Origin of the sequence: Rahnella sp. R3(2024), assembly GCF_042920125.1 — a bacterium.
GTDB lineage: Bacteria > Pseudomonadota > Gammaproteobacteria > Enterobacterales > Enterobacteriaceae > Rahnella > Rahnella rivi.
The window spans coordinates 2574758-2593836 of record NZ_JBHGBU010000001.1; the positions used below are offsets into that span (position 1 = coordinate 2574758).

A 19079-nucleotide genomic window follows, 5' to 3' on the forward strand; every position below is an offset into this window, starting at 1 on the left:
GTTTCCTCTTCCTTAATAGAACTTACGTAAATCCATGCCGTGATACATCGAGGCAACCTGTTCCGCATAACCGTTAAACAGCAGGGTCGGCTGACGTTGCACGTCGAGTAATCCGCCTGAGCCAATAAAGCGCTCCGTGGCCTGCGACCAGCGCGGATGGTCAACGTGCGGGTTCACGTTGGCGTAAAAACCGTATTCGTTGTTGGCAATCTGATTCCACGTTGTTGGCGGTTCATCTTTGGTGAACTTGATATTCACGATCGATTTGATGCCTTTAAAACCATACTTCCACGGCACGGTCAGGCGGATAGGTGCGCCGTTTTGCGGCGGCAGCGCTTTGCCGTACACGCCGACGGTCAGCATCGTCAGCGGATTCATCGCTTCATCTATCCGCAATCCTTCCACGTAAGGATAATCCAGCCCGCCGCCGATAAACCGGTCTTTCTGGCCTGGCATATGTTCCGGATCATACAGCGTCGTGAACGCCACATAGCGCGCATTGCTGGTCGGTTCGGCGAGTTTGAGAATATGACTGAGCTGGAAACCGACCCACGGCACCACCATCGACCAGGCTTCGACGCAGCGCATGCGGTAGATACGTTGCTCGAGCGGGAAGCGCTTCATGATGTCGTCCATATCCAGCGTGATCGGCTTACCGACTTCACCATCAATTTTGATTTTCCACGGCGACGTCACCAGCTGTCCGGCGTTCGCGGCAGGGTCGGCTTTATCCAGCCCGAATTCGTAGAAATTATTGTAGCCGGTCACTTTATCTTCCGGCGTCAGCGGCAGATCGTTCTGATAAGCCGCGGGTTTAGTGAAATCCAGCGGTTTACCTGAAGGGGCGGGCGGACGATCGTGGCCTTTAAACCAGGAAAGAATGTCGGCGTTTGCATTCTGTGGCAACGCCAGTGCCGCTGCGCCGAGCCCCAGCGCCTGCAACACTCTGCGGCGGTCGTGAAACAGGCTTTCTGGCGTGACATCTGCTTCAGTAAGTTTGCGGGGCTTGTGCATGGCAGTCTCCGTTTTCCGACATCATTCGTATTCATGTTTTTTTATGATTATGCAGACAGCATGGCGTGAATCTCATTGTTTTGCGAGTCATGCCAGGAAAATACTGAGTTCTCAAAATGGCGGCTGGAACATAAGAATTCTGAATTAATGGTTTTTTGAATTGCTATGCTATGAATGTATGCAAAAACCTGTCGGGCTTACTGGGGTAAGATAGCGGGTTCATTCTGGGCAGACGAAGCACAGAGCTCTGCTTTCCATTCACCGCAGCGAGTAAGGCACAGGGATGCGATTTACGACCAGACTTTCAGCACTGATTTCGATGTTAGTTGCGCTGGCAATGTTGCTCATGTTGTTGGGCGTGACCTTCAGTTTCATTTATCTCAACAAGCAAAATACCGAACAACATCTTCAGGCGCTGGTCACGACTTATGATCAGGCGTTGCTGAGACAGTCTCCGGAGCAGGCCGAGCGCTGGCTGCCGCAGGCCATGCGTATGCTGGATGTGACCGATATTGAAGTGAAACTCAATAATTCCACCGTCTATGAATACCACGAGCGCCCTGATTTACATCGGTCGTGGGACAGCGCAATGCCAGAATACAACACCGCCATTTACCCCCTCATGCAGCATACGGATATGACGCTGTACGTCTCTTATATCGATCCGGTCAGCAGCTATATCCGCTCAATGCGCTCAACGCTGACGATCAGCGTCGCCATCCTGATCATGCTGGGCATGTTGTTGCTCAGTTTCCGCTGGCTGCGTCAGGAAACCGACGGCGTCGAAAAACTCGAAGACCGCGCGGTGCGGATTTTACGCGGTGAACGTGAAGGGCTGACCAGCCACCTGGGCGAGTGGCCGCACTCCGCCAGCAGCGCGATTAATCTTCTGCTGACCGATCTGAACGAAGCCCGCGAACAGCGCAGCCGCGTCGATACTCTGATCCGCGCCTACGCCCAGCAGGATTCACAAACCGGCCTCAGTAACCGGTTATTTTTTGATAATCAGCTGGCGACTCATCTGGAAGAAGAGGGTGCGCACGGCGTGATTATGATGCTGCGCCTGCCTGATTTTGACCTGATGCGCGAAACCCACGGACAGACGATGGTGGATGAGTTCCGCTCTGCCATGGTGAATCTGCTTTCAACCTTTGTAATGCGGCATGTTGATGCGTTACTGGCGCGCTATTTCCACAGCGATTTTGCCGTGCTGTTGCCACACCGGACGCTGAAAGAGGCAGAAGTGATGGCGGCACAGCTGGTTAACGCGCTTGGTGTTCTCCCGGCGTCCTCGCAAATTGATCGCGACGCCCTGATGTACATCGGCATCAGCGCGTATCGCTTCGGGCAGACGCCCGATCAGGTTATGGATATGGTGCAGCAGGCGACGCGACACGCTGCGTTTCAGGGCAGCAACAGCTGGTTTATTTACGACAACAATGTGCCGGAGAAAGGGCGTGGAAGCGTGCGCTGGCGCACATTGCTCGAAAACACGCTGGCGCGCGGTGGCCCGCGCTTATACCAAAAACCGGCTTTTAGCCGGCAGGGCAAACTCGATCATCGTGAAATACAGCGGCGTGTGTTTGATGGCGAGCATGAGTTGCTGGCCGCGGAGTTTATCCCGCTGGTGGTGCAGTTCGGGCTTTCGCAGAGCTACGATCGCATTATGATAAGTCAGATTATTCCGTTACTTAACCGCTGGCCGGATGAAACGTTGGCATTTCACGTGACGGTTGATTCATTATTACAGCGCTCTTTTGTGGGCTGGCTGCGCGATACGCTGCTGCAGTGCGAAAGAAAACACCGAAATCGGATTTTGATTGAACTTGCAGAGGCAGATCTCTGTCAACATACCGATCGCCTGCGTCCCGCGATTCGTTTATTGCAGGGTTTAGGATGTCGTCTGGCGGTTACACAGGCCGGACTGACGGTCGTCAGTACCTCTTATCTCAAGACCTTCCCGGTCGAAAGAGTCAAACTTCATCCGGGGCTGGTGCGCGACATTGATAAAAGGATTGAAAATCAGCTTTTTGTACAAAGCCTGCTGAGTGCATGTGAAGGCACTCAGGCACTGGTCTTTGCCTCTGGCGTGCGAACAAAAGAGGAGTGGTCGATCCTGCTGAGCAAGGGGATCCACGGCGGCCAGGGTGATTTTTTTGCCGTACCGGAGCAGGTTGAACCAGCCGGTAAAAAATATTCACACAACAGCGACGTTTAAGTGACCGTAAAGGGATTATTTAACGTAGAATGACCCAGCTTTCGACCGACTCCCTTGCCTGGCATACGGTGCTTATCATCTGGCCGCGGGTTGACGGAGATTCACGGTGAAAGTGTAAGAATTTATGTGCGGTGTTGCTACTTCGCCTGGGTATCTGCCCGAGGTAAACCGAGCCTGCGATTCAGAATTATATCGCAGTGCCATCAGCCTCAAAAAGTAACAGCAAGTAAATGGCGACATCGCGGACAATTTTCACGTAAGCAGGACGTTTTTGCGCCTTGTCGCTGCTTCGCGTGGTTGGTAAAGTAGGCGGATTTTATTTTCCGCCCCCAGCTAGCAGGATTATCCTTTCGTTATGTTTAAGAAATTTCGTGGCATGTTTTCCAACGACTTGTCCATCGACCTGGGTACCGCCAATACCCTTATCTATGTAAAAGGACAAGGCATCGTGCTGAATGAGCCATCAGTTGTGGCTATTCGTCAGGATCGTGCTGGTTCACCTAAAAGTGTTGCTGCTGTAGGGCACGACGCTAAACAGATGCTGGGTCGTACTCCCGGCAATATCGCAGCGATTCGTCCAATGAAAGACGGCGTTATTGCCGACTTCTTCGTGACTGAGAAAATGCTGCAACACTTCATTAAGCAAGTTCACAGCAACAGCTTCATGCGCCCAAGTCCGCGCGTGCTGGTTTGTGTGCCGGTCGGCGCAACGCAAGTTGAACGCCGTGCTATTCGTGAATCCGCACAAGGTGCTGGTGCGCGTGAAGTGTTCCTGATTGAAGAACCGATGGCTGCGGCGATCGGCGCAGGCCTGCCTGTTTCTGAAGCAACCGGCTCAATGGTTGTGGATATCGGCGGTGGTACCACCGAAGTGGCGGTTATCTCCCTGAACGGCGTCGTGTATTCCTCTTCTGTACGTATCGGTGGTGACCGCTTCGATGAAGCTATCATTAACTACGTACGTCGTAACTACGGTTCCCTGATTGGTGAAGCGACGGCGGAACGCATTAAACACAGCATCGGCTCGGCGTATCCGGGTGATGAAGTGCACGAAATCGAAGTGCGTGGCCGTAACCTGGCAGAAGGCGTTCCGCGTGGATTCACGCTGAACTCCAACGAAATCCTGGAAGCGTTGCAAGAGCCGCTGACCGGTATCGTGAGTGCGGTGATGGTTGCGCTGGAACAGTGTCCGCCAGAACTGGCTTCCGACATCTCCGAGCGTGGCATGGTGCTGACCGGCGGTGGCGCATTACTGCGTAACCTCGATCGTCTGCTGATGGAAGAAACCGGTATTCCGGTGGTTGTCGCAGAAGATCCGCTGACCTGCGTTGCTCGCGGCGGCGGTAAAGCATTAGAAATGATCGACATGCACGGCGGCGACTTATTCAGCGAAGAGTAATCTCAGCGACGATTTATTTGATGACGGAATGACGGATTTCTTCCTTTATTCCTCTCAAAAAGTGGTCTGCCGGGAAGGTGGTTGTCCGTCAGGTAAAACCTGCAACGTGAAGTGTGCAGTGTTCAATGTGGATCCGCGCAAACACTGGCTGAGCGTCAAAGCTCTGCCGGTGTTTTGGCTATCCCATGAGATTGCCGCCTTTTCTCTCAGGGGAAGTTCTGACTTCGACTGACTGAAACCTTCTGTTGCCGAGGAACTCGCATATTTTATGAAGCCAATTTTTAGCAGGGGTCCTTCCCTGCAACTGCGACTTTTTTTGGCTATTCTTACGGCCATTATCCTGATTGTTGCCGACAGTAAAATAGGTACGTTTGTTAAAATCCGCACCTATATGGATACTGCCGTCAGTCCCTTCTATTTCTTGTCAAATGCCCCGCGTGAATTCTTAGATCAGGTTTCCTCGACGTTTGCGACGCGCGGCCAGCTTGAACTGGAAAACCGTGCTTTGCGTCAGGAATTGTTGCTGAAAAACAGCGATCTGATGCTGCTTGGCCAATACAAACAAGAGAATGCCCGTCTGCGTGAACTGCTGGGTTCGCCGTTGCGTCAGGACGAGCACAAAATGGTGACGCAGGTTCTGTCCACCAGCAATGATCCTTACAGTGATCAGGTGGTGATCGACAAAGGCAGCAACAATGGCGTGTACATCGGGCAGCCGGTCATCAGCGATAAAGGTGTTGTCGGCCAGGTCGTTGCCGTTGCCGCACTGACCAGCCGCGTTCTGCTGATTTGTGACGCTTCCCATGCGTTGCCGATTCAGGTGCTGCGCAATGACATCCGCGTCATTGCTGCGGGCAGCGGTTGTGCTGACGATCTGCAACTTGAACATCTGCCAAGCAATACCGACATTCGTGTTGGCGACGTGCTGGTGACGTCCGGTCTGGGCGGTCGTTTCCCGGAAGGCTATCCGGTTGGCGTCGTGTCTTCGGTTAAAGTCGATAATCAGCGTGCTTATACCGTCATTCAGGCACGCCCGACGGCAGGTCTGCAACGTCTGCGTTATCTGCTGTTGTTATGGGGTTCTGATCGCAACGGCGAGCATCCGTTACCGCCTGATGAAGTTCATCGCGTTGCCAATGAACGCCTGATGCAAATGATGCCTCAGGTATTGCCACCGCCGGGTGATATGGGTCCTCCGGCGCCGCTTCCGGCACCTGCAACAGGCACTGTGACCACACCAGTCAGCACCACGCCTGCGCAGGGAGCACGGCAATGAACAGTTACCGGAGCCACGGACGCTGGATTATTTGGCTATCCTTTGTCATAGCCATGTTGTTGCAGGTCATGCCGTGGCCTGAACAAATCTACATGTTCCGGCCCTCCTGGCTGTTGCTGATCCTGATCTACTGGGTGATGGCTTTACCGCATCGCGTCAACGTTGGCACCGGTTTTATTGTCGGTTTCATCATGGATTTGATCCTCGGTTCCACGCTGGGCATTCGTGCGCTGGCGTTTGCCATCACCGCCTATGTGGTCGCGTTCAAATTCCAGTTGTTCCGCAATCTGGCACTCTGGCAGCAAGCGCTGATTGTCATGGTGCTGTCGCTGGCGGTGGACGTCATGGTGTTCTGGGGACAATTTATGGTGGTCAACGTGTCGTTCCGCCCCGAAGTTTTCTGGAGCAGTGTGGTTGACGGCATTCTGTGGCCGTGGCTGTTCCTGCTGATGCGCAAAATTCGCCGTCAGTTTGCTGTTCAATGAGGATGTTATGACCGCACTTTATCTCGCTTCCGGTTCGCCACGCCGTCGTGAATTGCTGGCCTTACTGGATCTGCCCTTTGAGCGTCTGATCACCGACGTAGCGGAAGAACGCCAGCAGGATGAGGCACCCGACGCTTACGTTTTGCGTCTGGCGAAAGATAAAGCGCGGGCCGGTGTGGCGGTTGCAGATGAGGATCTTCCTGTTCTGGGCGCCGACACCATTGTGCTTCTCGACGGTAAAGTGTTGGAAAAGCCGCGCGACGAATCGCAAGCCGCTGTTATGCTTACTGCATTGTCTGGCAGACAACATCAGGTGATGACCGCCGTCGCTTTTGCTGACCGGCGTGATTGCCTCAGTACGTTGGTTGTGACCGATGTCACCTTCCGTTCACTATCCGCCGATGACATTGCACACTATATTCTGAGCGGTGAGCCCATGGATAAAGCGGGCGCTTACGGTATTCAGGGAAAGGGCGGTTGTTTCGTCCGTGAAATTCGCGGCAGTTACTATGCAGTGGTGGGGCTTCCTCTGGTGGAAACTCAGGAACTGCTCAATGAATTTGCTGCCTTACGCGAGCTTAGGAGAAAACATGACAGCTGAATTACTGGTCAATGTCACCCCGTCCGAGACACGCGTGGCTTACATCGACGGTGGCATTCTGCAGGAAATCCATATTGAGCGCGAAACCAAGCGCGGGATTGCCGGCAATATTTATAAAGGACGTATCAGCCGCGTTTTGCCTGGAATGCAGGCGGCTTTTGTTGATATCGGCCTTGAAAAAGCAGCGTTTTTACACGCTTCAGACATCATGCCGCATACCGAATGCGTTGCCCGTGATGAGCAGAAAAATTTCAATGTGCGTGACATCGCAGAGCTGGTGCATCAGGGCCAGGATCTGATGGTGCAGGTGGTGAAAGATCCCCTCGGCACCAAAGGCGCGCGTCTGACTACCGACATCACGTTGCCTTCACGTTATCTGGTGTTTATGCCCGGAGCATCGCACGTTGGCGTCTCACAACGTATAGAAAGCGAAGCGGAACGCGATCGCCTCAAGCGCATCGTCTCTGAATATTGTGACGAGCACGGCGGCTACATTATCCGTACGGCGGCCGAAGGCGTGGGCGAAGAAGAACTTAAGCAGGATGCGGCTTATCTCAAGCGCCTGTGGACGAAGGTGATGGAGCGCAAACGTCGCAACAAAACCAAATACAAGCTGTATGGCGAACTGGCGCTGGCGCACCGTGTCCTGCGTGATTTTGCCGGTGAAGCGCTGGATCGCATTCGTGTCGATTCCCGCCTGACCTATGAATTGCTGGTCGAATTCACCAGCGAATACATGCCGGAAATGACCAGCAAGCTGGAACATTACAACGGCAAGCAGCCTATTTTCGATCTGTTCGATGTGGAAAATGAGATCCAGCGCGCCCTCGAGCGCAAGGTGGAACTTAAGTCTGGCGGCTACCTGATTATCGATCAGACTGAAGCCATGACGACGGTGGATATCAACACCGGCGCGTTTGTTGGCCATCGCAATCTGGAAGACACCATTTTCAACACCAATACCGAAGCGACACAGGCGATTGCCCGTCAGCTGCGGTTACGTAATCTGGGCGGCATTATCATCATCGACTTTATTGATATGTCGAATGAGGATCACCGCCGTCGCGTGTTGCACAGCCTTGAGCAGGCGCTGTCGAAAGACCGTGTGAAAACCGGTATTCACGGCTTCTCCGCGCTGGGACTGGTGGAAATGACCCGCAAACGCACCCGCGAAAGCGTCGAGCATGTTCTATGCAGCGATTGCCCGACCTGTCATGCGCGCGGCACGGTGAAAACCGTCGAAACGGTTTGCTATGAAATATTGCGTGAAATCGTGCGCGTGCATCATGCGTATGATTCCGACCGCTTCCTGGTCTACGCCTCTGCGGCAGTGGGCGAAGCGCTGAAGGGCGAGGAATCCCATGCACTGGCTGAAGTCGAAATTTTCGTCGGCAAACAGGTCAAAGTGCAGGTGGAGCCGCTCTACAGTCAGGAGCAGTTCGACGTCGTGATGATGTGATCTGAGCCAACGTGCCAGACGCATCAAGAAGTTACAGGTTTCCATTGCCGTCTGTACGGGAGCGAACCCGCATGGAATGGAAAACAAGGAGAGAAGTTTGAGGCGACTGCCCGGTATTTTATTAACCACCAGCGCAACCCTTGTCGTGATAGTGGCTTTGGTGATCAGTGGCTTACGTCTGGCGTTGCCTCAGTTGAGCCGTTTCCAGAACCAGCTGGTCGCGAAAGTCGAATCTGCGACGGGCGTGCCGATCGAACTGTCACAGATCAGTGCCAGCTGGAAAACCTTTGGCCCGATCATGGAGGTCCGGGGCCTGCAGGTGACGTTGCCGGATTCCACCCTGAAGGTTCAGCGCATCACCCTGGCGCTGGATGTCTGGCAGTCGATGCTGCATCTGCGCTGGCAGTTCCGCGATCTCACTTTCTACAACATGCAGTTGGATCTGAACAGCACGCTGGGCGGAGACAACAATCAGGGCAATGGCCTCAAGCCAAACCGCATCAGCGATATTTTCCTTAAGCAGGTCGATCACTTCGATTTGCGCGACAGCCGTATTTCCTTCCTGACACCGTCCGGCCCGCGCGCCGAATTCGACATCCCGCAGCTGACCTGGCTCAATATCCATAACCGCCACCGTGCGGAAGGCCAGCTGAGTCTGTCGAGTTTCAACGGTCAGCATGGTGTGGTGCAGGTGCGTATGGATCTCAATGATTCCAACGGATTGCTCAACAACGGCAAGATTTACCTGCAAGCTGATGATATCGATATGAAGCCGTGGTTCAGCCGCTGGCTGCGCAGCAACACCGGCCTTGAGAGTGCCAATTTCAGTCTGGCGGCCTGGCTTACCGTGCGTAACGGCGATGTGTACGCCGGTGATGCATTGTTGAAAACCGGTTCTGCAACCTGGAAAACCGGCGATGACGAACATCGTCTCGACGTAGATAACCTGACGCTGCACGGCAATCGTCAGGGGAATGGCTGGCAGCTTGGTACGAAGCAACTGAACATCAAAACGGACGGCGTGGCCTGGCCAAAAGGCACCCTGGACGCGTTGTACCTGCCGGAAAACAACGAATTCCTGGGTCCCTCGCAGGGTGAAGAGTTGCGTATTCGGGGTACCCATTTGCAACTGGAACGCCTTGGTCCGGTGATACCGACCTTCTCATTCCTGACGCCTGCTGTGCTCGAACGCTGGCAGGATCTGAAACCGTCGGGCAAGGTCGACAGCCTGGCGCTGGATATTCCTCTCAAACAACCCGAGCACACCCGCTTTATTGCTAACTGGCACGATGTCAGCTGGCAGCGTTGGGAATTATTGCCGGGCATCAATCATTTCAATGGCAGCCTGAAAGGCAGCGTCGCCGGCGGCCAGCTGAACGTCAAATTACAAGACAGCCAGTTGCCTTATGGTGAGATGTTCCGCGCGCCGCTGAACGTCAGTGCCGCAACCGGCTCATTCAACTGGACCAACGATAAAGACGGCTGGGCATTGTCCGGTAAAGACGTGGATGTCAAAGCAGACGCGCTGTGGGCGAAGGGCGACTTCCACTACAACCAGCCTGCGAACGGCGAGCCGTGGCTGAATATTCTGGCCGGTATCCGCCTGTACGACGCCGGTCAGGCGTGGCGTTACTTCCCCGAAAAGCTGATGGGCAAACATCTGGTGGATTATCTCACCGGTGCGATCCAGGCCGGGCAGGTGGATAACGCCACGCTGACCTTCAACGGCAATCCGCATCACTTCCCGTTCAAAAATAACGAAGGGCAGTTCCAGGTGTGGGTGCCGTTGCGCCACTCGACCTTCCAGTTCCAGCCTGAATGGCCCGCGCTGACCGATCTGGATATCGATCTCGATTTTCTGAACGACGGTTTGTTTATGAAAGCCGCGCACACAAAATTGGGCAACGTAGATGGCAACAACGTAGTCGCCAATATCCCGGATTACCTGAAAGAAAAGCTGTTTGTCGATTCTGATCTGCGCGGTTCCGGCAAAGATATCGGTGATTATTTCATGAACACGCCGCTGCACGACACGCTCGGCAGCGCTTTGCAGGAGCTGCAAATCAGCGGCGAAGTGAATGGTCGCTTACATCTGGATATTCCGCTCGACGGCGAACTGGTTCGTGCCACCGGTGGCGTGACGCTCAAAGATAACAGCCTGCTGATCAAACCGCTGGAAAGCACCATCAGCCACCTCAGCGGGGAGTTCAGTTATGACAATGGAAATCTGCAAAGCAACAGAATGACCGGCAACTGGTTCGGGCAACCGATCAACGTGATGTTCAGTACGCAGGAGCTGGCAGACGACTTTAAGATTCAGGTGGGACTGGATGCGAACTGGCAGTTGTCGAAGTTGCCAGGGTTGCCTGCGGTGGCCGCCAGCAAAATTTCCGGCGGTACGCCGTGGAAGGCTGACGTCAATATTGCCCTGCCGCACAAAGGCACGCCGAATTATACCGTAGATGTGAATGCCGATCTGAAAGATGTAAGCAGTCACTTACCGGATCCTCTCGCTAAGAAAGCTGGCCATTCGTTGCCGCTGCTGGTGAAAGTGAAAGGCGATTTGCACAGCTTCAATCTTGAAGGCGTGCTGGCCGGGAAAGATCATTTCAACAGCCGCTGGCTGCTGGGTAAACAGCTCAAACTGGACCGCGCCTCCTGGCAGGCGAACACCAAAAAAACACCGGCATTGCCGCAAGACAGCAGCCTGACGCTTAACCTTCCGGCGCTGGACGGCGAAAGCTGGCTCGGACTCTTGTCGCCGGAGAAAGCGACGCAGGGCAGCGGCAGCAGTAAAATGGCCGGCTTCAGCTTCCCGCATGAAATTATCCTCACCACGCCGGCGCTGACGCTGGGCGGCCAGGTGTGGAATGACCTGACGCTGCGATCAACGCAGGGGCATCAGGGGCTGGCGATTGCCGCTAAAGGCAAAGAAATCGACGGCACGCTGAACATGAATGACACCGGCCCGTGGCTGGCAAACCTGCGCTACCTGTATTTCAATCCGCAATGGACGGTGGCAGACGTGTCGGAAAGCGCTAAACCGGCGTCGAACCCAGCGGGCAATGACAAAATTTCCTTCGCCAGCTGGCCTGCGGTGCAACTGCGCTGCGAAGCCTGCTGGTTCCTCGGCCAGAATTTCCGCAAGGTGAACGCCGATGTGACCCCGCAGGGCGATCAGTTAATGCTGCGCAACGGCCTGATCGACACCGGTGTTGCACGACTGGACGTACAGGGCGACTGGAAGCAGAACGATCAGGGCGAGAATACCGGCCTGAAAGGTAAACTGAGTGGTAAAAATATCGATCAGGCGATGTCATTCTTCGGTGTCACCACACCGCTGAAAGGCGCGCCTTTTGATGTGAATTTTGACCTGCACTGGAAATCTGTCCCCTGGAAACCGGATGTCAGCACGCTCAACGGCACGCTGAAAAACGAGCTCGGTAAAGGTGAAATCGCCGACGTTGGCGGTGGCCGCGCCGGGCAGTTACTGCGTCTGGTCAGCTTCGATGCGTTGCTGCGTAAGTTGCGCCTCGATTTCAGCGACACCTTCGGTCAGGGCTTCTATTTTGACTCGATCAAATCGACCGCCTGGATAAAAGACGGCACGCTGCATACCGATGATCTGCTGGTTGACGGGCTGGCGGCAGATATCGCCATCACCGGTAAGGTCAACTTTGTGAGCCAGAAACTGGATTTGGAAGCGGTCATCGCGCCGGAAATTTCAGCCACCGTCGGCGTGGCAACGGCGTTTGTGATAAACCCTGTGGTCGGCGTGGCCGTATTTGCAGCCAGTAAAGTGCTGGCACCGCTGTGGAATAAGATTTCGCTGATCCGCTATCAGATCACCGGCACCATCGCGGAGCCGCGTATCAATGAAATTCTGCGTAAACCCGTCACCGCGCCGAAGGCTGCTGCCGCGCAGTAATCCCTTTCAGGATGGCGGCAGGCAACCTTGTCCGGGCTGTGTTAGGCTGTTAATAACCTTGTAACAATGGATTGTCCGGCGCACTGAGCGATGCATTACGCTTGAGTCCGCCGGATTTTCGTCAAAAAGAGAGTGAACATCTATGAGTCTGGCCTTAGTCAGTGAGCAGTTACTAACTGCCAATAATCTGAGTCATCAGGATCTGTTTTCCGTTTTGGGCCAGTTGTCAGAACGTCGCCTCGATTACGCCGATCTCTTTTTCCAGTCCAGCTTCCATGAAGCCTGGGTAATCGAAGACAGCATCATCAAAGACGGTTCTTACAATATCGATCAGGGCGTGGGTGTTCGTGCCATCAGCGGCGAGAAGACCGGTTTCGCTTATGCCGACCAGATCACCCTCAATGCCTTAAATCAAAGCGCCACCGCCGCGCGCAGCATTGTCCGCGAACAGGGCAATGGCAAAACGCGCACGCTGGGCGAAGTGGCCTACCCGCCTCTGTACTCCGCGCTGGATCCGCTGCAAAGCCTGCCGCGTGAAGCGAAAATTGAGCTTTTGCATCGCGTGGACAAAATCGCCCGCGCTGCGGATAAACGTGTGCAGGAAGTCAGCGCCAGCATTACCGGTGTGTATGAAACGGTGCTGGTGGCTGCCACTGACGGTACGCTGGCGGCAGATATCCGTCCGCTGGTTCGCCTGTCCGTGAGCGTGCTGGTCGAGCAGGATGGCCGCCGTGAACGCGGCTCCAGCGGCGGCGGTGCGCGTGTCGGTTATGATTATTTCCTCGAAACGGTTAACGGTGAAGTGCGCGCCGAAGCGTTCGCGCGTGACGCAGTGCGTATGGCATTGCTCAATCTGACCGCCGTTGCCGCCCCTGCGGGTGGGATGCCGGTAGTTCTGGGCGCAGGCTGGCCGGGCGTGCTGTTGCACGAAGCGGTCGGACACGGTCTGGAAGGTGATTTCAACCGTCGCGGAACGTCAGTCTTTAGCGGTCAGATGGGTAAACTGGTGGCGTCCGAACTGTGTACCGTCGTCGATGACGGTACTATGCACGGCCTGCGCGGTTCACTGGCGATTGACGATGAAGGCGTGCCGGGCCAGTACAACGTGTTGATCGAAAACGGTGTGCTGAAAGGTTACATGCAGGACAAACTGAATGCGCGCCTGATGGGCGTAGCGCCGACCGGTAATGGCCGTCGTGAGTCGTATGCGCACCTGCCGATGCCACGCATGACCAACACCTACATGCTTGCAGGAAAATCTACGCCGGAAGAGATTATCAGCAGCGTCGAATACGGCCTGTATGCGCCGAACTTCGGCGGTGGTCAGGTGGATATCACGTCCGGCAAGTTCGTGTTCTCAACGTCCGAAGCGTATCTGATTGAAAATGGTCGCATCACTAAACCGGTGAAAGGCGCGACGCTGATCGGGTCGGGTATCGAAGCGATGCAGCAGATTTCCATGGTAGGTAACGATCTGGCGCTCGATAAAGGCGTCGGTGTGTGCGGCAAAGAAGGCCAGAGCCTGCCGGTCGGGGTCGGTCAGCCAACCCTGAAACTGGATAATCTGACGGTGGGCGGTACCGCTTAAGTTTTGTTTTAGCCTCCCCTGATCAGGGGAGGTTTACCCCCACGTCGTTCCCTTTTTCCCCTGCCTGTAGCCCTGATACACCTTACTGACCTGCTTGAAGTAATCCGTCAGATAGTTAATGCATACCTGCACTTTCAGCGGCAGTTTGTCTTTTTCGGTATACAGCGCGTAAACCGGGCGAGGGTCTGACTGGTAGCTGCGGAACAAAATCTCCACTTCCCCGGCATTGATTTCTTCGATGATCCACATCAGCGGCACATAAGCGATACCCACCCCGGCTTTAAGCCAGCGGATCATCGTTTGCGAATCGTTGGTGACGAAACGCCCCTGCGGATTAATGCGTGTGGTAATGCCCTCGGGCGCGATCAGTTCAAACTCGCTGTCGGGGCGCACGCTGTATTCCAGCCATGAGAAATTCACCATATCCGCCGGTTTTTCCGGCGTGCCGTGCTGGGCCAGATAGCTGCGCGCGGCACACACGACCATCGGCATCGAGCCGAGTTTTGTGGAGAACAGACTGGAATCCTGCAACGCCCCGACGCGGATCACCAGGTCTAAGCCGTCGGCGATCAGATCCGGCGCCGGAATGCCGGTGACCAGATTAACGGTCAGGCCGGGATATTCACTGAGCATCTCGGCAGTCATGGCAGCAAGAACATTTTGTGCCATTGTCGATGAGCTGCCGATGCGCAACGTGCCGGTGGGTGTGTTGTTGAAGGCGTATAATTGCTCATGCACTTCGCGCACGTCTTGCAGCATTTTCCGGCAGCCCTGATAGTAAATCTTTCCGGCTTCAGTCAGGCCGATGCTGCGTGTGCTTCGGTTTAGTAATTTGATTTGTAAGTCATTTTCAAGTTTTGAAATCGTCTGACTGATGGCGGAAACGCTCATGTCGAGACGTCGTGCCGCCGCGGTAAATGAGCCGCTTTCAACCACCTGGGCGAAAATTGACATACGTTTTAATCGGTCCATTGTTAACTCTGGCTTAAAAGTGATTTAGATCACATAACGTTGATCACTTGATAATAAGCAGGCTAATATACTCTCCCGGGCGATAACCCTCAGGTCGCATTTTCCTGACGGCTTACCTTCGCACACTTCCCTGGCAACTCCACAGTTTTCGTCGTCACTTCCCGTGAAGATTTATCTCCGGGTTTGTGAGCTGTTGCCTAAAATAATGAATAATGTGTGCGCGGGACTCACCACACCTTTTTCTGGTCATACTGCCCGTCGTCATAATGTAAGGAATTTTTGATGAGTTTGCTTCCGGTAATGGTGATTTTCGGATTGTCGTTTCCCCCGGTGTTTTTTGAAATACTGCTGGCGCTGGTCGTGTTTTTCCTGCTGCGACGCGTCTTGCAGCCCACCGGGATCTACGACTTTGTCTGGCACCCGGCGTTGTTCAACACAGCATTGTATTGCTGTCTTTTCTACCTGATCTCCTGCATGTTCGTCTGAGGGCGTTGTGAAAAATTTCTCTATAAAAATAATACGTTATGCAATTACGCTGATCCTTGTCGTTCTGGCTGTCATCGCTATTTTCAAAGCCTGGGCGTTCTACACGGAATCACCGTGGACCCGTGATGCCAAATTTACCGCCGACGTCGTCTCTATCGCGCCCGACGTGACCGGCCTGATTACCGATGTGCCGATCACGGACAACCAGCTGGTCAAGAAGGGGCAAATCCTGTTCAAAATCGACCAGCCGCGTTATCAGCAGGCGCTGGACGAAGCGAGCGCTGACGTGGCGTATTATCAGGCACTGGCCGGCGAGAAAAGACGCGAAGCCGGACGCCGCGTGAAACTGGGCGTGCAGGCGATGTCGCAGGAAGAGATAGACCAGGCGAATAACGTTCTGCAAACCGCCCAGCATCAGCTGGCGAAGGCTCAGGCAGCACGTGATCTGGCGGTGCTCGATTTACAGCGCACCGTGGTGGTGGCTCCGGCAGATGGCTGGGTGACTAACCTTACCGTGCATCCGGGGAACTACATCAACCGTGGTTCTACAGCCGTGGCGTTAGTGAAGAAAAACTCCTTCTACATTCTGGCTTATCTGGAAGAAACCAAACTGTCCGGCCTGAGCAAGGGCGATCGCGTGGAAATTACGCCGCTCGGCAGCAACCGCATCATGCACGGCAGGGTCGACAGCGTGGCAGCAGCGGTCACCAACAGCTCTTCTTCTGCGGCGACTAACGGTCTGGCGACCATCGACAGTAATCTCGAATGGGTGCGTCTGGCGCAGCGCGTACCGGTGAAAATCGTGCTTGATGATGCCGACCAGCAACATCCGTACCCGGCCGGGACAACGGCGACCGTTGTGATCACCGGCAGCCACGACCGTCAGCAGAATGAAGGTTCTCCGTTCCGCCGTCTGTTACATCGCCTGAGAGAGTTTGGCTAAGGCCGGAAAATGAATAGTGTACTTATCCCACGCGTGCGTTTTGCATTTAAGCTGACGTTCGCGATCCTCGGCGCGCTGGTGCTCGGGTTCTATCTGCAACTCGAAACCCCGCGCTGGTCGGCCATGACCGCCGCCATCGTGACCTCCGGCCCGGCGCTGGCCGCCGGCGGTGAGCCGTTCGCCGGGGCAATCCGCCACCGTGGTTTTCTGCGGGTGATCGGCACCTTTATCGGCTGTATCGCGGCGCTGGTGATTGTGATTGCCACGGCGCGCGCGCCGGTAGTGATGCTGTTGTTGTGCTGTATCTGGGCGGGTGTCTGCACCTGGTGGTCATCGCTGGTGCGCATCGAGAACTCGTATGCGCTGGGTCTGGCGGGTTATACCGCACTGATTATCGTCGTGACTTCCGCGTCGGCGCCGTTGCAAACGCCGCAGTTTGCGGTGGAGCGGTGCAGTGAAATCGTCCTTGGGATTTGTTGCGCCATCGTCGCTGACTTACTGTTTTCTCCCCGTTCTATCAAAAAAGATATCGACCGCGCTGTTAGCCAGCTGATGCTCGACCAGTTCGCGCTGATGCGGATTTGCGTGAACAACGCGTCGAAAGAAGACATTGATAAATCGTGGAATAATCTGGTGAAGAGCACCACGGCGCTGAACGGTATGCGCAGCAGCCTGATGATGGAGTCGTCACGCTGGCAGCGCTGTAACCGGCGTCTGAAAGCGCTGCACAGCACGTCGCTGAGCATGATCACTCAGGCCTGCGAAACCTATCTGATCCTGCAAGGCACGCCGGAACGGTTATCGCCGGAACTGAAAATGATGTTCGATGAACCGGCGGAGACGGTGGCAGATGTTCACCGCCGGATGAAACAATTACGGCAGGCCATCACCGGCTCGCACAGCGATAACGTCCTGATAACCCTGAGCGCCTGGACCGGTGCGGGCACCCGCGCGCTGTTGCTGATGAAAGGCATCCAGACCAACAGCAGTATCAGCACCATAGAAAGCGGCGTACTCGATGGCGAAGTGGTGGTGCGCCCTGTGTCGGCAGAGCGCCATCATGCGATGATCAACGGTCTGCGAACGTTTACCGCCACCGCTATCGGCTGCCTGATGTGGCTGTGGACCGGCTGGACCTCGGCCAGCGGCTGCGTGATTATCATCGCTGTCGTGACCTCGCTGGCGATGCGCACTCCTAACCCAAAAGGGATGGCGATGGATTTCATCGTCGGTATGCTGCTGGCTATTCCGGTGGGTTCGATGATGTTTATGCTGATCATGCCCGCCACGCAGCAAAGTCTGTTCCTGCTGTGCCTGATGCTGGGGATTTTCACCTTCTTCATCGGTATCGAAGTGACCAAGCGCCGCCTCGGTATGCTCGGGTTGCTGGCGGGCACCATCAATATTTTGGTGCTCAGTAACCCGATGAAATTTAACGTTACTGCTTTTCTGGATAGCGCGATGGGGCAGGCCATTGGGACGGTGATTGCGATGGCGGTGTTGCTGATTATTCGCGATAAATCGCGCGAAAAAACGGGCCGTACCTTGCTCAACCGCTTCATGAGCAGCGCGGTGTCGGCACTGACCACCAAGGCTTATCGCCGCCGCGAAAACCATCTTCCGGCGCTCTATCATCAGCTCAACCAGCTGCTGGTGATGTTCCCGAATGACATCGGTAAATACCGTCTGGCGCTGATGCTGATTATCGCGCATCAGCGGATGAAGATGGCGGAAGTGCCAGTGAACGATGAACTGTCGGCATTCCATAAGAAAATCCGTAATACGGCAGACCACGTGGTGTCGTCATCGGGCGAAGGGAAACGGACGTACTATTATCAGCGTCTGCTGAAAGAGCTGGGCGAGTATCAGGAAAAACTGGTCGAGTACGATGCGCCGCTTAAAGTCACCGAACCGGTTCGTCGCCTGACTGACATGCTGCACCGCTATCAGCATTCATTCCTGGCATAAGCCGGTAGTTACCGGCGTAAAGACCACAGGGCCGATGCGGTAACGCACCGGCCTTTTTTATTATTCACGTTCTGAGGTCAAAAAGGCGTGGCGATCTTCCGGGCTGATGGCACGCATGACGCGGCAAGGCACGCCCGCCGCGACCACGTTGGCAGGAATAGATTTCGTGACCACGCTGCCCGCACCAATCACGCTGTTACGGCCAATCGTCACCCCAGGATTCACTATCACCCCCGCGCCAAGCCAGACGTTGTCTTCAATAACGATAGGCTGCGAGAACTGTTGCCCGGTGATGCGGATGTCCGGGTCGATCGGGTGCCCGGCGGTGGCGAGCGTCACGTTCGGCGCGAACATCACGTTATCGCCGATGGTCACGGTGGCGTCATCCACCAGGGTCAGATTGAAGTTGGCGTAGAAGTTTTTACCGATGTGAGTGTGTGTGCCGTAAGCGACGCGCAACGGCGGCTCAATCCAGCCGTTCTCGCCCAGGCTGCCCATGATGTCTTTGAGCATCCGCTGGCGTGTCTCTTCTTCTGACGGGCGGGTCAGATTGTAATCATACACCCGCTCCTTTCCCGCACGGCGCTCCTCCGGCAAGCCTTCGCCCATGTCCGTATACAGCTCACCGATGTTCATTTTTATGCGTGTCGACATCCCTTTTTCCTTAATCAATGGGTGATTCATCACGCAGTTTACTGACCGGCTATGACGTTGTGAACGTGTGACATTCGACTTTGCGACC

Annotated in this window: 14 protein-coding genes; 11 read left to right on the top strand and 3 right to left on the bottom strand. The window is 55.0% G+C overall.

Annotated elements, in window-relative coordinates; translation table 11 throughout:
* Nucleotides 1–12 precede the first annotated feature (12 nt).
* Nucleotides 13–1014, bottom strand: coding sequence for a protein-methionine-sulfoxide reductase catalytic subunit MsrP (gene msrP, locus ABSH60_RS11675; RefSeq protein ID WP_390974056.1), 1002 nt, complete (start codon nucleotides 1012–1014; stop codon nucleotides 13–15).
* A gap of 283 nt (nucleotides 1015–1297) precedes the next feature.
* Between msrP and csrD the strand changes: the two genes are divergently transcribed.
* The 8 genes from csrD (at nucleotide 1298) to tldD (ending at nucleotide 13968) form a co-directional block, all read left to right on the top strand.
* Nucleotides 1298–3232, top strand: coding sequence for an RNase E specificity factor CsrD (gene csrD / locus ABSH60_RS11680; protein WP_122094484.1), 1935 nt, complete (start codon nucleotides 1298–1300; stop codon nucleotides 3230–3232).
* Nucleotides 3233–3587: 355 nt separating this feature from the next.
* The gene (mreB, locus tag ABSH60_RS11685) at nucleotides 3588–4631 is read left to right on the top strand and encodes a rod shape-determining protein MreB (protein ID WP_013577291.1); all 1044 of its coding nucleotides are present in this window, start codon (nucleotides 3588–3590) and stop codon (nucleotides 4629–4631) included.
* Nucleotides 4632–4899: 268 nt separating this feature from the next.
* Nucleotides 4900–5907, top strand: coding sequence for a rod shape-determining protein MreC (mreC, locus tag ABSH60_RS11690; protein ID WP_056776182.1), 1008 nt, complete (start codon nucleotides 4900–4902; stop codon nucleotides 5905–5907).
* Complete coding sequence (gene mreD / locus ABSH60_RS11695; protein WP_056776185.1) at nucleotides 5904–6392, top strand: rod shape-determining protein MreD; 489 nt, start codon at nucleotides 5904–5906, stop codon at nucleotides 6390–6392. The genes mreC and mreD overlap by 4 nt, the downstream gene beginning before the upstream one ends.
* 7 nt (nucleotides 6393–6399) lie before the next feature.
* The gene (locus ABSH60_RS11700; RefSeq protein ID WP_390974059.1) at nucleotides 6400–6993 is read left to right on the top strand and encodes a Maf family nucleotide pyrophosphatase; all 594 of its coding nucleotides are present in this window, start codon (nucleotides 6400–6402) and stop codon (nucleotides 6991–6993) included.
* Nucleotides 6983–8452: a ribonuclease G gene (rng, locus tag ABSH60_RS11705; RefSeq protein ID WP_056776189.1), complete on the top strand. Its 1470-nt coding sequence runs from the start codon at nucleotides 6983–6985 to the stop codon at nucleotides 8450–8452. The genes ABSH60_RS11700 and rng overlap by 11 nt, the downstream gene beginning before the upstream one ends.
* Nucleotides 8453–8549: 97 nt before the next feature.
* Nucleotides 8550–12380, top strand: a complete 3831-nt coding sequence (gene yhdP / locus ABSH60_RS11710) for an AsmA2 domain-containing protein YhdP (RefSeq protein WP_390974061.1) — start codon at nucleotides 8550–8552, stop codon at nucleotides 12378–12380.
* Nucleotides 12381–12522: 142 nt separating this feature from the next.
* Complete coding sequence (tldD, locus tag ABSH60_RS11715; protein ID WP_056776193.1) at nucleotides 12523–13968, top strand: metalloprotease TldD; 1446 nt, start codon at nucleotides 12523–12525, stop codon at nucleotides 13966–13968.
* A gap of 33 nt (nucleotides 13969–14001) precedes the next feature.
* On the opposite strand, the gene aaeR is transcribed toward tldD, so the two are convergent.
* Complete coding sequence (gene aaeR, locus ABSH60_RS11720) at nucleotides 14002–14940, bottom strand: HTH-type transcriptional activator AaeR (RefSeq protein ID WP_056776195.1); 939 nt, start codon at nucleotides 14938–14940, stop codon at nucleotides 14002–14004.
* 282 nt (nucleotides 14941–15222) lie between these two features.
* On the opposite strand from aaeR, the gene aaeX reads away from it, so the two are divergent.
* The 3 genes from aaeX to aaeB are packed head-to-tail and all read left to right on the top strand — an operon-like array spanning nucleotide 15223 to nucleotide 18337.
* The gene (gene aaeX, locus ABSH60_RS11725) at nucleotides 15223–15426 is read left to right on the top strand and encodes a p-hydroxybenzoic acid efflux pump operon protein AaeX (RefSeq protein WP_015698919.1); all 204 of its coding nucleotides are present in this window, start codon (nucleotides 15223–15225) and stop codon (nucleotides 15424–15426) included.
* Nucleotides 15427–15433: 7 nt separating this feature from the next.
* On the top strand, nucleotides 15434–16369 hold the full coding sequence (gene aaeA / locus ABSH60_RS11730) for a p-hydroxybenzoic acid efflux pump subunit AaeA (RefSeq protein WP_136376853.1): 936 nt from the start codon (nucleotides 15434–15436) through the stop codon (nucleotides 16367–16369).
* 9 nt (nucleotides 16370–16378) lie between these two features.
* On the top strand, nucleotides 16379–18337 hold the full coding sequence (gene aaeB / locus ABSH60_RS11735) for a p-hydroxybenzoic acid efflux pump subunit AaeB (RefSeq protein ID WP_390974064.1): 1959 nt from the start codon (nucleotides 16379–16381) through the stop codon (nucleotides 18335–18337).
* Between the two features lie 60 nt (nucleotides 18338–18397).
* Here aaeB and ABSH60_RS11740 read toward each other — a convergent pair whose 3' ends face one another.
* Complete coding sequence (locus ABSH60_RS11740; RefSeq protein ID WP_390974066.1) at nucleotides 18398–18991, bottom strand: maltose acetyltransferase domain-containing protein; 594 nt, start codon at nucleotides 18989–18991, stop codon at nucleotides 18398–18400.
* Between the last annotated feature and the right edge of the window lie 88 nt (nucleotides 18992–19079).

Coding starts and splice junctions, on each gene's coding strand:
- msrP (WP_390974056.1), bottom strand. CDS start 1,014: ATGCACAAGCCCCGCAAACTTACTGAAGCAGATGTCACGCCAGAAAGC.
- csrD (WP_122094484.1), top strand. CDS start 1,298: ATGCGATTTACGACCAGACTTTCAGCACTGATTTCGATGTTAGTTGCG.
- mreB (WP_013577291.1), top strand. CDS start 3,588: ATGTTTAAGAAATTTCGTGGCATGTTTTCCAACGACTTGTCCATCGAC.
- mreC (WP_056776182.1), top strand. CDS start 4,900: ATGAAGCCAATTTTTAGCAGGGGTCCTTCCCTGCAACTGCGACTTTTT.
- mreD (WP_056776185.1), top strand. CDS start 5,904: ATGAACAGTTACCGGAGCCACGGACGCTGGATTATTTGGCTATCCTTT.
- ABSH60_RS11700 (WP_390974059.1), top strand. CDS start 6,400: ATGACCGCACTTTATCTCGCTTCCGGTTCGCCACGCCGTCGTGAATTG.
- rng (WP_056776189.1), top strand. CDS start 6,983: ATGACAGCTGAATTACTGGTCAATGTCACCCCGTCCGAGACACGCGTG.
- tldD (WP_056776193.1), top strand. CDS start 12,523: ATGAGTCTGGCCTTAGTCAGTGAGCAGTTACTAACTGCCAATAATCTG.
- aaeR (WP_056776195.1), bottom strand. CDS start 14,940: ATGGACCGATTAAAACGTATGTCAATTTTCGCCCAGGTGGTTGAAAGC.
- aaeX (WP_015698919.1), top strand. CDS start 15,223: ATGAGTTTGCTTCCGGTAATGGTGATTTTCGGATTGTCGTTTCCCCCG.
- aaeB (WP_390974064.1), top strand. CDS start 16,379: ATGAATAGTGTACTTATCCCACGCGTGCGTTTTGCATTTAAGCTGACG.
- ABSH60_RS11740 (WP_390974066.1), bottom strand. CDS start 18,991: ATGTCGACACGCATAAAAATGAACATCGGTGAGCTGTATACGGACATG.